Raw genomic sequence first — 13,105 nt, 5'->3', positions numbered from 1 at the left:
AATCGCTGCGCTTATCTCGGAGCTATGCTGCTATTGCTTTCCACATACTCCGATTGAAGCCGGGGCCTCTCGCGCCCCTGCCGCAATCGGTCTGAAACATTGTTTATTCAACGTGCTCGCCATGCAGCGTCACGTCCAGGCCTTCACGTTCTTCTTCTTCCGTGACACGCAGGCCCATGACCATGTCGATGATTTTCAGCAGGACGAAGCTCATCACGCCGCTGTACACCAGCGTGGTCAGAACGCCCTTGGCTTGCAGCAAGATGCTGCCGTCGGCGCCGCCGATGTCCTTCACCGCGAAGATACCCGTCAGCAATGCGCCGAGAATACCGCCCACGCCGTGCACGCCGAACGCGTCGAGCGAATCGTCGTAGCCGAGTTTCGTCTTGAGCCACGTAGCCGACCAGAAGCAGACCACGCCCGCCGCAATACCGATCACGATCGCACCGGTCACGCCAACGTAGCCCGAAGCCGGCGTAATCGCCACCAGGCCGGCAACCGCGCCCGAGATGATGCCGAGTACCGAAGGCTTGCCCTTCGCCAGCCATTCGGCAAACATCCAGCCGAATGCAGCAAAAGCCGTTGCGATTTGCGTCGTGAGCATTGCGAAGCCGGCACGGCCGTCAGCCGCCACTGCCGAACCCGCGTTGAAGCCGAACCAGCCGACCCACAGCATCGATGCACCAATCAGCGAAAGCACGAGGTTGTGCGGCGCCATGACTTCGCGGCCATAACCGACACGCTTGCCGAGCACCAGACAGCACACAAGGCCTGCAATACCGGCGTTGATGTGAACCACCGTGCCGCCTGCGAAGTCCAGGATGCCGGCCGTTGCGAGCCAGCCCGTCGGTTCCCACACCATGTGCGCGATCGGCGAGTAGACGATGATCGACCACAAGCCCATGAAGACGAGCATCGCGGAGAACTTCATGCGGTCAGCGAACGCACCGGCGATCAGCGCCGGGGTGATGATCGCAAACGTCATCTGATAGACGAAGTAGACCGATTCCGGGATCGTCGGGGCCAGGTGGCTGACGGTCAGCGTCGTGGCCTTGTCGCCCTTGATGTAGTTCATGCCGTGCAGGAACACGCGCGAGAATCCGCCGATGAACGAGTTACCCGGCGTGAACGCCAGCGAGTAGCCGACGACCGTCCAGATGATCGTGACCAGGCAGCAGATTGCGAACGACTGCATCACGGTCGCGAGCACGTTCTTCTTGCGCACCATACCGGCGTAAAAGAGTGCGAGGCCCGGGATCGTCATGAACAGGACGAGAGCGGTGGAGGTCAACATCCAGGCGGTGTCGCCCGAGCTGATCTTCGACGAATCCACAGAGAACGGTTCTGTCGGGGCAGCCGGTGCGGCTGCTGCGTCCGATGCGCCGGAAGCCGGCGCTGCGGCCGATGCTGCTTCCGCGCCGGAAGCCAGTGCCGTATTGGCGCTGACCGGAGACGCGGAATCTGGTGCGCTTGCAGGCGCCGCCATGGCCGACGCAGCCGCGGGCGCCGATGCATCCTGCGCCATCACGGTGCCGGCGCTCACTCCCAGCAGCGACCCCGCCATCAACAAGGACATCAATAAATTGCGCATTCTTGTGTTTCCTCTTATCGCCGTTTCGTTTTTTTTAGAGAGCGTCCGCGCCGGTTTCACCGGTACGAATGCGAATGACTTGTTCGATCGGGGTGACGAAGATCTTCCCGTCGCCGATCTTGCCCGTACGTGCTGCGCGCTCCACCGCTTCGATCGCCTGGTCGACGATATCGTCCGATACCGCTGCTTCAATCTTCACTTTCGGCAGAAAGTCGACCACGTACTCGGCGCCGCGATACAGCTCCGTGTGGCCCTTCTGGCGGCCGAAGCCTTTTACCTCGGTGACGGTGATGCCCGAGACGCCGATCGCCGACAACGCTTCGCGTGCTTCGTCGAGCTTGAACGGCTTGATGATTGCGGTAATGAGCTTCATGTATCCCTCGCGTGTGTGTCGAACAGAGTTGGCGTGTTGGCGCTTGCTCTGGTCCCATGCCTGTCCTTTGTTGCCTCGTGCCATCGCGAGCGGCGTCTCATGCGCCACGCCGCTTTGCCCATCGCCCGGAAAAGCGCGACCGGACAAGGCCGGGGCCACTTATGCAACTCGTATGCCATGCAAGCCTTTACGCATGCTCATCAGGGCTTCACGGGGTCCCGGCCCGCTCCCTAGACCGGATGGCTAACGGTGCTTCCATGTGCTGGCGCGTACCGTGGATCGTTGCTAGAGTGCACGCAAGGTCAGGCACGAAGTTCAGATTCTCTGGGCGTGACGAAACGCCGCGTCAAGGGACGAGTTGGGCGCAGCCGCCATCAGCTTTCGCGCTATGACGCACCAATTTGGATCATGAAGAATTTCGTGGCACTGAGCTAACAATGAATGCACTTTTATGGTGCGCAAGAGGAAAGACCGCATGAAACAACCGAACGACGTATTCAATGACTTCCAGGCCAAGATGAGCGAGCTGCTCAAGAATTCGCCGGCCAAGGACATTGAAAAGAATATGAAAGCCATGCTTTCGCAAGGCTTCTCGAAGCTGGATCTCGTCACGCGCGAAGGATTCGATACCCAGACGCAAGTGCTCGTGCGCACACGTACCCGGCTTGAAGAGCTCGAACGGCGTGTGGCGCAACTGGAAGCAAAGCTGGGTGGTGCTACGTCATCGAGTAGTCAGGACTAAGGGCAAGAAGCTGAAAGAGCGTGTCACCGGCTAAGCGAGCCGTGATGTTGAATCAATAAACCGCCGCCTTGCGATTGCAATTGCAACGACGGGGCGCGGGCAGCGGGGAAAAATCATGTCGCTTGCCGTGGTGCGCAGCCGCGCGCCCGCTCCTGGGCGCGCGCCCGAGGTGACCGTCGAGGTTCATCTCGCCAATGGATTACCTTCGTTTTCAATCGTCGGCCTGCCTGATCTTGAAGTCCGCGAAAGCCGCGAGCGCGTTCGCGCCGCCCTTCAGAATTGCGGCTTCGAATTTCCCGTTCGCCGGATCACCGTCAACCTTGCCCCTGCCGATCTGCCGAAAGAAAGCGGCCGGTTCGACTTGCCTATTGCATTGGGCATCCTTGCAGCGAGCGGTCAGATTCCCGTCGAGGCGTTGTTGCATCGTGAGTTTGCGGGCGAGTTGTCGCTGACCGGTTCCATCCGGCCAATGCGCGGCGCCTTTGCGATGGCGTGCGGCGCAGCGCGGCAATATGCGGGCGTCGTTGCAATGGAAGGTGGGTTCGTGCGGGACACCGACGTGCGCATGCCTGAGATTTATCTGCCGGCCGCGAGTGCATCGGAAGCCGCGCTCGTGCCAGGTGTCGAAGTATTTGGTGCGCCCGATCTGCCCACTTTGTGTGCACATCTTTGCGGCTCGGAAAACGGCCGCCTCACGCCCGTCCGTGCCGCAACGCTCGGCTCCCGGCTAGACCGGCGCCCACCCTTGCCCGATCTCGTCGATGTCATCGGCCATCCCGGCGCACGGCGTGCACTGGAAGTCGCGGCGGCCGGCGGACATCATCTCTTGATGGTCGGACCGCCTGGCGCAGGCAAATCGATGCTCGCCGCGCGATTGCCCAGCCTTCTCCCACCCATGACAGACGAAGAAGCCCTGTCCTCTGCGGCGATCCTTTCCGCGAGCATGCTTGGATTCTCCCCAGCTCAGTGGCGCCAGCGGCCGTTCCGGGCACCCCATCATTCATCGAGTTCGGTGGCGCTTGTCGGCGGTCGCAACCCGCCGCAACCCGGCGAAATCACCTTGGCGCACCTGGGCGTGCTGTTTCTCGACGAGCTGCCGGAGTTCGACCGGAAAGTGCTCGAAACGCTGCGCGAACCGCTGGAAGCCGGCCGGATCACCATTTCACGCGCCGCGCATCAGGCCGACTTCCCGGCTGCGTGTCAATTGGTCGCAGCCATGAATCCGTGCCCGTGCGGCTGGCGCGGCGATCCGAACGGCCGATGCCGCTGCACACCCGAGATCGCCGCTCGTTATCTGCGCAAACTTTCAGGACCACTGCTCGACCGCATCGATATCCAGATCGAGCTGCCCGCATTGTCGCCGGCGGAGTTATCGGCGAGGAGTGGGTCTCTGGGAGAGACAAGCGCAGTCGTGGCGCGCCGTGTCGCCGATGCACGCGAGCGCCAGCTTCAGCGCCAAGGCAAGACAAATCGCGAACTCGATGGCCGGGAAGTCGACGCGGTCTGCCGCCCGGACGCGGCCGGCGAAGCCTTGCTGCGCGAAGCGGGTGAGCGCTTCGGATGGTCGGCGCGAGCGTATTACCGCGTGCTCAAAGTGGCGCGCTCGATTGCGGATCTGGCTGCCGCCAACTCACCCACGGCGGGGCATCTGGCTGAGGCGATCCAGTATCGGCGGGCTTTCGCCGCGGTATAGGCCGCCCGCGCGTCGCCGTAGAAAGAAATTCGCGTGTCAAGACTTGACTTATGCACACTGGGCCGTTCTTTGTTTCCTTAACATCAGATCAAACCCCAGTTTCGGCAATGAAGCACAGGCCGTTGATTTTATTGATCTTTTTCCGATGCCACGAATCAAGGCAAAGTAAGGAAAGCCGCGTCAGACGGGCGCTTGCGGCTCACCGGACGATGTTTTCCACAAAGTTATCCACAACCTCTGTGGATAGTTCAAAAAACTGAGATAAATCCGAGTTTTAGCCTTAAAACCTTGTCCAGATTCTTCGTCGTGAAACGTTGTCGTGGCGTCATTCAACTAATGAAATGGCGATAAATGCGGAAGGACGAAGGCCTGCGAATACTTAATAAAGCTTGAACGACGAGAAAAACTGATCGATCTGCTCAGCCGGGGGCGCTTTGGTTGAAACGATCGCAAGTTGATAAGCGTGCATTCCTTTCGCGATGAAGCGAGCGCGAATCTGGCGTGTCTCGCGATTCTGGCCGTCATCGCGTGTACCGTTGACCTCGATCTCCGAGCCGGGCAGCTTGCCGCCTGCCGCAATTTCGATCTGAACCGGGTGCGCAGTCGGCGCAGCGTTCACATTGCGCGCCAAACCTTGCTGGAGAAAGTCGAGCGCGGCTTGCTGCGTTGCGGCGTCCCCGTTGGGCAAGTCGACCGTTCCCACGGCAAATACCGCGTCACCGGCTTCGGCGGTCTGCATCTTCATGTGCATCGGCTTTCCGGCGATCTCTATATCCCGCGCATCCGAGCGGGGTTTGGCGGGGAATGTGACTTCGTAGGCGTCGTCGTTGTTCTGAATGGTGCGCCAGTCGTAGGCCGGCGTGCAGGCGAGCAGCGCTACAGCGCTAAAAGCCACCATCATGGATTTGAGGACTACGGTTCGCGAAGATCGGTTCATGAGCAAAGCAAAAAGAGAAAACGTAATTATCCGCTGCCCGAACCGACGGCGCTGTTGGCCGCGCCAGAGCGGACTTTTCAGCGGAGACGCTTTTCCGGGATTCGGGCTAAAATGCGCAGCATCCGGTCACACCGACGCAATTGCCTTATATCGAGCACGCTCGAGGTCTCCCATGTCAGAGAATTCACAGGTTTCATCGGCGCGCAGCAAGAGCCCGCTGCGCTATATCGTCATGGCGGTCGTGGCGGGCGTGATTGCGTGTACCGGCTATTTCGCGTTCGGCGGCCAGCAACGCGTGCCGGACGCCACGTTCACGCTTTTGTCGGGCCAGAAGGTTTCGACCTCGACCGATCTGAAGGGCAAGGTCTACCTGATCAACTTCTGGGCAACAAGCTGCGAAACGTGCATGAAAGAGATGCCGCAGATGATCAATACATATAACCGGTTCAAGGGCCGCGGCCTGGAATTCGTCGCCGTCGCCATGAACTACGACGCACCGATGTACGTGAACAACTACGCGCAGACACGCAACCTGCCGTTCAAGGTCGCAATGGACGACGGCAGCGCGGCCAAGCAATTCGGCAATGTGCAGCTCACGCCGACCACCTTCGTGGTGGACAGGAACGGCAGGATCCTGAAGCGCTACGTGGGTGAACCGACGTTTGCGGAACTCGATGCCTTGCTCGACAAGGCGCTGAACGCCGCCTGAGTTTGAGCTTCGTCAAAAGAAACGCCCAGCCAAGCTGGGCGTTTTCGTTCATGGCCTGCCTTCACTCACCTAGCGCTCGCCCTCACCCTTCGCCGCAAGCCCGTACCGCTTGATCTTCTCGTAGAGCGTGGCCTTGCCCAACTGCAGCCGGTCAGCCGCCGCGGCCACCACGCCGCTGCACTGCTCCAGCGCCTCGCCGATCACCGCGCGCTCGAACTGCTCCGTGCGCTCCTTGAGCGACTGCGTGGCAGCGTCGATAGGAACACCCGTTTCATCGATGATCCCCAGCACCATCCGGTCAGCCGCATTACGCAATTCCCGCACATTCCCCGGCCAGTCGCGCTGCATCAGCTCTGCACGCTGCCGATCGCTCAGGAGCGGCGCGGCGCGCTCGTAGCGCACGGCGGCATCGAGGAGAAAATGCTCGAAGAGCGGCACCACATCCTCTCGGCGTTCCGCGAGCGGCGGCAGCGTGATCGTCACGACGTTCAGCCGATACATCAGGTCACGCCGGAAGGTCCCCGCCGCAATGTGTTCCTCCATGTCGCCCTTGGCCGCCGCAATCACGCGGCAGTTCGCGCGAATCGGCTGGTTAGAGCCGAGCCGTTCCAGCACGCCGTCCTGCAGGACGCGCAGGAGTTTCACTTGCAGCGCGAGCGGCATGCTTTCGATTTCATCCAGGAACAGCGTGCCGCCCGACGCGTGTTCGAGCTTGCCGATACGCCTTTTCTGCGCCCCGGTGAACGCGCCGGCTTCGTAGCCGAACATCTCGGATTCGAACATCTGCTCGGGCAACGCACCGCAGTTCACAGCGATAAACGGTTTATCGCGACGCGGCGAGAGATCGTGCAGGCTTCGCGCGATCAGTTCCTTGCCCGCGCCGGTGTCGCCGTTGATCAGCACGGAGGCATCGGTCGGCGCCACGTTCGCGATCAGCTTGCGGACCTGGTCAATGGCGGGACTGCGCCCGATGATCCTGGGCGCCACGCTGCTCTGTCCCGCGAGTTCGCGCCTGAGCGCCCGGTTTTCCAGCACAAGCTTGCGCCGTTCAAGCGCGCGACGGACGGCTTCGATCAGCCGTTCGGACGCAAACGGCTTTTCGATGAAATCGTACGCGCCGTCGCGCATTGCCTGGACGGCCATCGAAATATCGCCGTGGCCCGTGACGAGGATCACCGGCACTTCGGGCGCGCGCTCGTGGCATTGCGCGAGCAGATCGAGGCCGCTTGCGCCGGGCAGACGAATGTCGCTCACGATCACGCCTGGAAAGCTGGCGTCGATAGCGCGTGCGGCGCCTTCCACGCTGCCGAATGCGGCGACGTCGAAACCGGCGAGCTGGAGACTTTGCACGCTCGCGCGCCGCACCAGTTCGTCGTCTTCGATGAAGATCACTTGAAGTCCTGCTGTCATGGCTTCCTGCTCCTGCTTGATTCTCTCGGCCAGCGCCAGGCCGGCGCTTAAGCGCGCAACAACGTGATCACGAATTCTGCGCCGTGCGAGCGATCGGCGTCGGCCTGCGTGCCGCCTTCGGGTCCATCGACTTCGATTTGCGGCGCGACGTTGCGCGCGACCAACGTACCACCATAATCGCGTGCGATTGCCGACGAAATCGCCAGGCCGAGCCCCAGGCCGTGCCCCATCTCCTTCGTCGTGAAAAACGGCTCGAACAGGCGCGGCAGGATATCGGGCGCAATGCCGGGGCCGTTGTCCCGCACGACGATTTCGACCGTCGTCTGGTTCGTGATCAGCTCGATATCGATACGCGGCACGTCGCACGACACCACCGCATCCAGCGCGTTGCCGATCAGGTTGATCAGGATCTGCTCGAGACGCAGGTCCTCGCAGCGTACAAAGAGAGCCGATTGGTCATCCGCGCCGAACGCGACCTTCACGTTTTTCATGCGCGGCTGCAGCATGGCGAGCACGTTTCGCAGCGCGCGGCGGACATCGGTACGCGCATTTTTCGGCCGCGCCTTCGCCACGAACAACTTCAGTTGATTCGTGATCTTGCCCATGCGTTCGGTGAGCGCGGCGATCGCTTCGAGGTTCTCATTCGCGGCGACATGATCCCCTCGTTCGATAAACACCCGCGTATTGTCCGAAAAACTGCGCAGCGCGGCGAGCGGCTGATTCAGTTCGTGCGTGATGCCCGCAGCCATTTGCCCCAAAGCGGCCAGTTTGCTCGCCTGGATGAGCTCGTCGTGCGCGGCGCGCAGGTCCTGCTCAGCGCGCGTGCGCTCGCTCACTTCCCTGGTCAGCAACGCATTCGCCTGCGATAAATCCGCCGTCCGCTCCGCCACGCGTTCGTTGAGCTCGGCGTAAGCGGTCTGCAGCAGCGCGCGGCTGCGGATCATTTCGCGCATTCGCGCACGGCGCATGCGCCAGTAAAACGCCACCGAACACAGCGAGATGAACACCAGCGCCGTGACAATGGTCGCGCTACGCGCAGCATCGACGGCCGGTGCGAGCGACACCATCGTCATCAGATGCCAGTCAGGTTCGCCGAGCGCACGCTGCGTCGCGAGATAACTGGGCGCGTCGCGGCCGCCGCCCACCCGCACGATCTGCGCGCCGCCTTCGAGCGTGCGCACGATGGTCATAGGCAACGGCGTCACCGGATGTTGCGCGTACTGCCGCGCCGTATAAACCGATGCCTCGATGTCCTTCGGCAATGGCCGCAGCGTGTGATATTTCCACTCCGGCACGGAGGACAGGAAGATCACGCCGTGGTCATCGGTGACGAGAAGCGGTTCCGAGGAATCGGCGCCCTGCAGCCATTCCAGATTCAGCTTCACGACCGCCACGCCGATGATCTCGTGCGAGCCCTCGCGGAAAACCGGCTGCGAGATGAAATATCCCGGCTCGCGCGAGATGGTGCCGAGTCCGAAGAAGCGCCCGGTGCCGCCTTTGACGGCATCGACGAAGTACGGGCGGAACAGGTATTCCGCGCCCACGAAACTGTCCGGGCCGTTCCAGTTGCTCGCCGCCACGCAGCGCCCGTTCGCCTGGATGATGTAAGTCGCCGTAGCCCGCGCATGCGTGTTCAGGTCTTCGAGATAACGATCGGCACGCGCCGCGTAACGCGGGTTTGGATCGGCGAGGACTTCTTGGACGAACGGATGGCGCGACAGCAGATACGGCAGGTATTCGTAGCGGTCGAGCGTGCTTTTGAGCTCGGCGGTCGTGCGATCCACGCGCGTCGCCGCGTTCTGGCGCAGGTCGTCAAGGCCGCGCTGCCACGCAACAGTCCACGTGAGCGCGCACACGCCGCAAAGCGCCGCGAGAAGCACGAGGAAAACCAGCAATCGCCGCGTCAAGTGAACGGGCTCCAATCGGTGAGATCCACCGATTGTGGCACGCGCGGCTTCGAACGCAGCGTCCGGATGCCCGGCGCCCGGATGCCCGGCGCCCGAAAACACGCGCGGCGAAGCATCCGCCAGAAAATGCTTCGCCGCTTTCATTGCCGTTGGTTCCTTTGTGCGATCGTTCGAATCGCTTCAGCGCCGATCAGGAAACCGTTTCGGCTTCGGTATCGACCGCGCCGTGCTTGAGCTGGTCACGCAGCTTGTCGCGATCCAGTTCGTTTTCCCATGCCGACACGACCACCGTCGCCACGCCGTTACCCACGATGTTCGTGAGCGCACGGCATTCGCTCATGAAGCGGTCGATGCCGAGAATCAGCACCATGCCCGACAGCGGAATGGTCGGCACTACGGCGAGCGTTGCGGCCAGCGTGATGAAACCTGCGCCGGTCACGCCGCTTGCACCCTTCGACGTCAGCATGGTCACCGCGAGCAGCGTCAGTTGTTGCGTCCAGGTAAGGTCGGTGTTGGTCGCCTGTGCAATGAAGAGCACGGCCATCGTCATGTAGATGTTCGTGCCGTCGAGGTTGAACGAATAACCGGTCGGCACCACGAGGCCCACCACCGAGCGCGAGCAGCCGAGCTTTTCGAGCTTGAGCATCAGTTGCGGCAACGCAGCTTCAGACGAGCTCGTGCCCAGCACGATCAGCATCTCTTCCTTGATGTACGCGACGAAGCGCAGAATGTTGAAGCCCACCAGCTTTGCGATGATCCCGAGCACCACGACCACGAAGATCACCGACGTCAGATAGAACGTGCCGATCAGCTTGAGCATGGGAATCAGCGAACCGATGCCGTACTTGCCGATGGTGAAGGCCATTGCGCCGAATGCGCCGATCGGGGCCAGCTTCGTGATGATGCGCACGATGCCGAACAGGATATGCGACAGCCCTTCGATAAACCCCGTCACGACACGGCCTTTCTCGCCCGCCGTGGCCAGCACCGCGCCGAACAGGAGTGCGATCAGCAGGATCTGCAGGATCTCGCCTTGCGCGAACGCGGAGGACATCGTGTCAGGAATGATGTGCAGCAGGAAGTCGGTCGTGGTCTGGCCGTGCGCCTTCGCAGCATACGAAGCGACCGCCTTGCCGTCGAGCGTAGCCGGATCGATGTTGAAGCCCACACCCGGTTTCAGGATGTGCGTGGCGGCGAGGCCGAGCACGAGCGCGAACGTCGAGACGACTTCGAAGTAGAGCAGCGCCTTGCCGCCGACGCGCCCGACCTTCTTCATGTCTTCCATGCCGGCGATTCCGGTCACGACCGTACAGAAGATGATCGGCCCGATCACCATTTTGATGAGCTTGATGAACGCATCGCCGAGCGGCTTCATGTCGGTGGCGAGCGAGGGATAGTAATGCCCGAGCGCGATACCGATGGCGATAGCCAGCAGCACCTGCACATACAGGATTTTATAAAAAGGTTTTTTGACGGTTGTCACAGTTGTTCCGGGCATGGTCGGCAAATGGCGAAAGGGTGAGACAAAAACGCGCCGGCGCCCGACTGCGGCGATGCGCGTCCGGCGTCGGCAGAAATCAGGTTGATTTGCGTGAACAGGGCTGCATTGAATGGTCTCCTTGTTTTTTTGGGGGCCTGCTGGCCTTCCTTCTATATTGCAAGGTCAGTGCCAGTTTTTGCAACGCGTCGACGCTTGATTTTTAAGGGGTTTTCGTTGCCTTGGAGCGACCGGAATCTGTCTTTCCGGATTTTCAAGAAAACCCATTCCGACCATCCGGACGGCATTCGGGTAATCCCTGAGACGCTTTATCTACGGGCTTTCCCGAGGTTTTGAGGGTTCAGGGAAGCAGCATTGGACATTGAGGTTTTCTGCGCAAACAGACGCGCGCTGGCATAAAAAAACCCACGTCGTTGTGGGTTTTTTCATCGCGTCAGAACCAGCAATATCAAACCGCGCCGACCAGTCCAGCATCGTGGGCTTGCTGATCCGCGTGATAGCTCGACCGCACCATTGCGCCGACGGCCGCGTGCGTGAAGCCCATCTTGTACGCTTCTTCCTCGTACATCTTGAAGGTATCGGGGTGAACGTAAGAGCGCACCGGCAGATGATGCTCCGACGGCTGCAGATACTGGCCGATGGTCAGCATGTCCACGTCATGTGCACGCAGGTCGCGCATCACCTGAAGGATTTCCTCTTCCGTTTCGCCGAGGCCCACCATCAGGCCGGACTTCGTCGCCACTTCCGGATGCAGCGCCTTGAAGTCCTTCAGCAACTTCAGCGAATGCGCGTAATCCGAACCCGGACGCGCTTCCTTGTAGAGACGCGGTACCGTTTCGAGATTGTGGTTCATTACATCGGGAGGCGCGGCGGTCAAAATGCCGATCGCGCGGTCAAGACGGCCGCGGAAATCCGGCGTCAGGATTTCGATGCGCGTCAGCGGAGAATGCTCACGCACCTGACGGATACATTCCACGAAATGCGCGGCGCCGCCGTCGCGCAGATCGTCGCGATCCACGCTCGTGATCACCACGTACTTCAGCTTCAACGCACCGATGGTCTTCGCCAGATTCAGCGGTTCGTCGGCATCGAGCGGATCAGGACGGCCGTGGCCCACGTCGCAGAACGGGCAGCGGCGCGTGCATTTGTCGCCCATGATCATGAACGTGGCCGTGCCCTTGCCGAAGCACTCACCAATGTTCGGGCAGCTCGCTTCTTCGCACACCGTATGCAGGTTGTGCTCGCGCAGGATCTGCTTGATCTCCGTGAAACGTGAACTGCCCGTCGCGGCTTTCACGCGGATCCATTCCGGCTTCTTCAGCTTTTCGATGGGAATGATCTTGATCGGGATGCGCGCCGTTTTCGCCTGCGCCTTTTGCTTGGCGGTGGCGTCGTAGGGGACGGCGGGCGTCGTGCCCTGGGTTGCGATGTTTCCGGTTACGTCAGTCATTCGGTCGGTCCATTCAGACGGCTCGCGTGAATCACGCCGTTCTGCGGTTGGGCGGCGGGAGCGCTTTGTCCGCCGATGTGGTGAGTAAGGTTGTCAGCCAGCGTTTGAGCCACGTCGTGCCAGTCGGCCAGCACGCCGAGCGTGGCCATATCGACGGTTTCGAGTCCCGCGTAACCGCAAGGATTGATCGCAAGGAACGGCTGCAGGTCCATCTTCACGTTGAGGCTCACGCCGTGATAACTGCAGCCGTTGCGGATTTTCAGGCCAAGCGCGGCGATCTTCGCGCCCGCATGAGAATGCTGAGCGGGCGTCTCGCTGACGTAGATGCCGGGCGCGCCCGCTTTGCGTTCCGTTTCGAGATTATACGATGCAAGAGTTTCGATCACGCCCTGCTCGATCCGCTGCACGAGTTCACGAACCATCAGCTTGCGCCGGCGCAGGTCGAGCATGAGATACGCCACGACCTGCCCCGGCCCGTGATACGTGATCTGGCCGCCGCGATCGACTTTTACAAGGGGGATATCGCTATTCGGATGCAGCAGGTGTGCGGGGTCGCCAGCCAGCCCGAGCGTGAAAACCGGCGGATGCTCGACGAGCCAGATTTCATCGGCTGTGTCGGCCGTGCGGGCTTCCGTGAACGCGCGCATGGCGTCGAAGCTTTCTGGGTATGGCTGCACGCCACGCCAATGAACGTTGACCTTGGGCGTTGAAGCGCCTGGAACGCGATAAAGGACAGCGGAGGGGGGAGTTGTTACCGGCGTGGCGGACATGATTCCGTTAGTTTACCGAAATCCC

The 13,105-nt window shown here is 61.2% G+C and carries 11 protein-coding genes; 3 read left to right on the top strand and 8 right to left on the bottom strand.

The window, feature by feature from the left end; translation table 11 throughout:
* Positions 1-103: 103 nt before the first annotated feature.
* Both AXG89_RS07105 and AXG89_RS07100 read right to left on the bottom strand, forming a co-directional pair.
* Entirely contained in the window at positions 104-1,591 is a 1,488-nt protein-coding gene (locus AXG89_RS07105; RefSeq protein WP_062168827.1) for an ammonium transporter, read from the bottom strand.
* A 34-nt stretch (positions 1,592-1,625) separates the two neighbouring features.
* Complete coding sequence (locus AXG89_RS07100) at positions 1,626-1,964, bottom strand: P-II family nitrogen regulator (RefSeq protein ID WP_031364354.1); 339 nt, start codon at positions 1,962-1,964, stop codon at positions 1,626-1,628.
* A gap of 475 nt (positions 1,965-2,439) precedes the next feature.
* Between AXG89_RS07100 and AXG89_RS07095 the strand changes: the two genes are divergently transcribed.
* Together AXG89_RS07095 and AXG89_RS07090 are read left to right on the top strand one after the other, a co-directional pair.
* Complete coding sequence (locus AXG89_RS07095; RefSeq protein ID WP_062170386.1) at positions 2,440-2,706, top strand: accessory factor UbiK family protein; 267 nt, start codon at positions 2,440-2,442, stop codon at positions 2,704-2,706.
* A gap of 115 nt (positions 2,707-2,821) precedes the next feature.
* Positions 2,822-4,399 (top strand): YifB family Mg chelatase-like AAA ATPase, encoded by a 1,578-nt coding sequence (locus tag AXG89_RS07090; RefSeq protein ID WP_062168825.1) that lies wholly within the window; start codon positions 2,822-2,824, stop codon positions 4,397-4,399.
* Between the two features lie 379 nt (positions 4,400-4,778).
* On the opposite strand, the gene AXG89_RS07085 is transcribed toward AXG89_RS07090, so the two are convergent.
* Entirely contained in the window at positions 4,779-5,336 is a 558-nt protein-coding gene (locus AXG89_RS07085) for a hypothetical protein (protein WP_236873385.1), read from the bottom strand.
* 172 nt (positions 5,337-5,508) lie between these two features.
* Between AXG89_RS07085 and AXG89_RS07080 the strand changes: the two genes are divergently transcribed.
* A complete protein-coding gene (locus AXG89_RS07080) occupies positions 5,509-6,045 on the top strand; it encodes a TlpA disulfide reductase family protein (RefSeq protein ID WP_062168821.1) in 537 nt (178 codons plus the stop codon).
* 69 nt (positions 6,046-6,114) lie between these two features.
* On the opposite strand, the gene AXG89_RS07075 is transcribed toward AXG89_RS07080, so the two are convergent.
* From AXG89_RS07075 to lipB, 5 genes are all read right to left on the bottom strand, one after another.
* Positions 6,115-7,455, bottom strand: a complete 1,341-nt coding sequence (locus tag AXG89_RS07075) for a sigma-54-dependent transcriptional regulator (protein WP_062168820.1) — start codon at positions 7,453-7,455, stop codon at positions 6,115-6,117.
* Between the two features lie 47 nt (positions 7,456-7,502).
* Positions 7,503-9,506, bottom strand: a complete 2,004-nt coding sequence (locus AXG89_RS07070) for a sensor histidine kinase (RefSeq protein ID WP_082771353.1) — start codon at positions 9,504-9,506, stop codon at positions 7,503-7,505.
* Positions 9,507-9,552: 46 nt separating this feature from the next.
* Positions 9,553-10,845: a dicarboxylate/amino acid:cation symporter gene (locus AXG89_RS07065; RefSeq protein ID WP_236873384.1), complete on the bottom strand. Its 1,293-nt coding sequence runs from the start codon at positions 10,843-10,845 to the stop codon at positions 9,553-9,555.
* A 463-nt stretch (positions 10,846-11,308) separates the two neighbouring features.
* A complete protein-coding gene (gene lipA, locus AXG89_RS07060; protein WP_062168815.1) occupies positions 11,309-12,310 on the bottom strand; it encodes a lipoyl synthase in 1,002 nt (333 codons plus the stop codon).
* Positions 12,307-13,080, bottom strand: a complete 774-nt coding sequence (lipB, locus tag AXG89_RS07055) for a lipoyl(octanoyl) transferase LipB (protein WP_062168813.1) — start codon at positions 13,078-13,080, stop codon at positions 12,307-12,309. Before lipB ends, lipA begins: the two co-directional genes overlap by 4 nt.
* Positions 13,081-13,105: the final 25 nt, after the last annotated feature.

The organism is Burkholderia sp. PAMC 26561 (assembly GCF_001557535.2).
Lineage (GTDB): Bacteria > Pseudomonadota > Gammaproteobacteria > Burkholderiales > Burkholderiaceae > Caballeronia.
The sequence above is the reverse complement of the archived record's forward strand: the minus strand, read 5'-3'. Positions and strand labels throughout refer to the sequence as shown.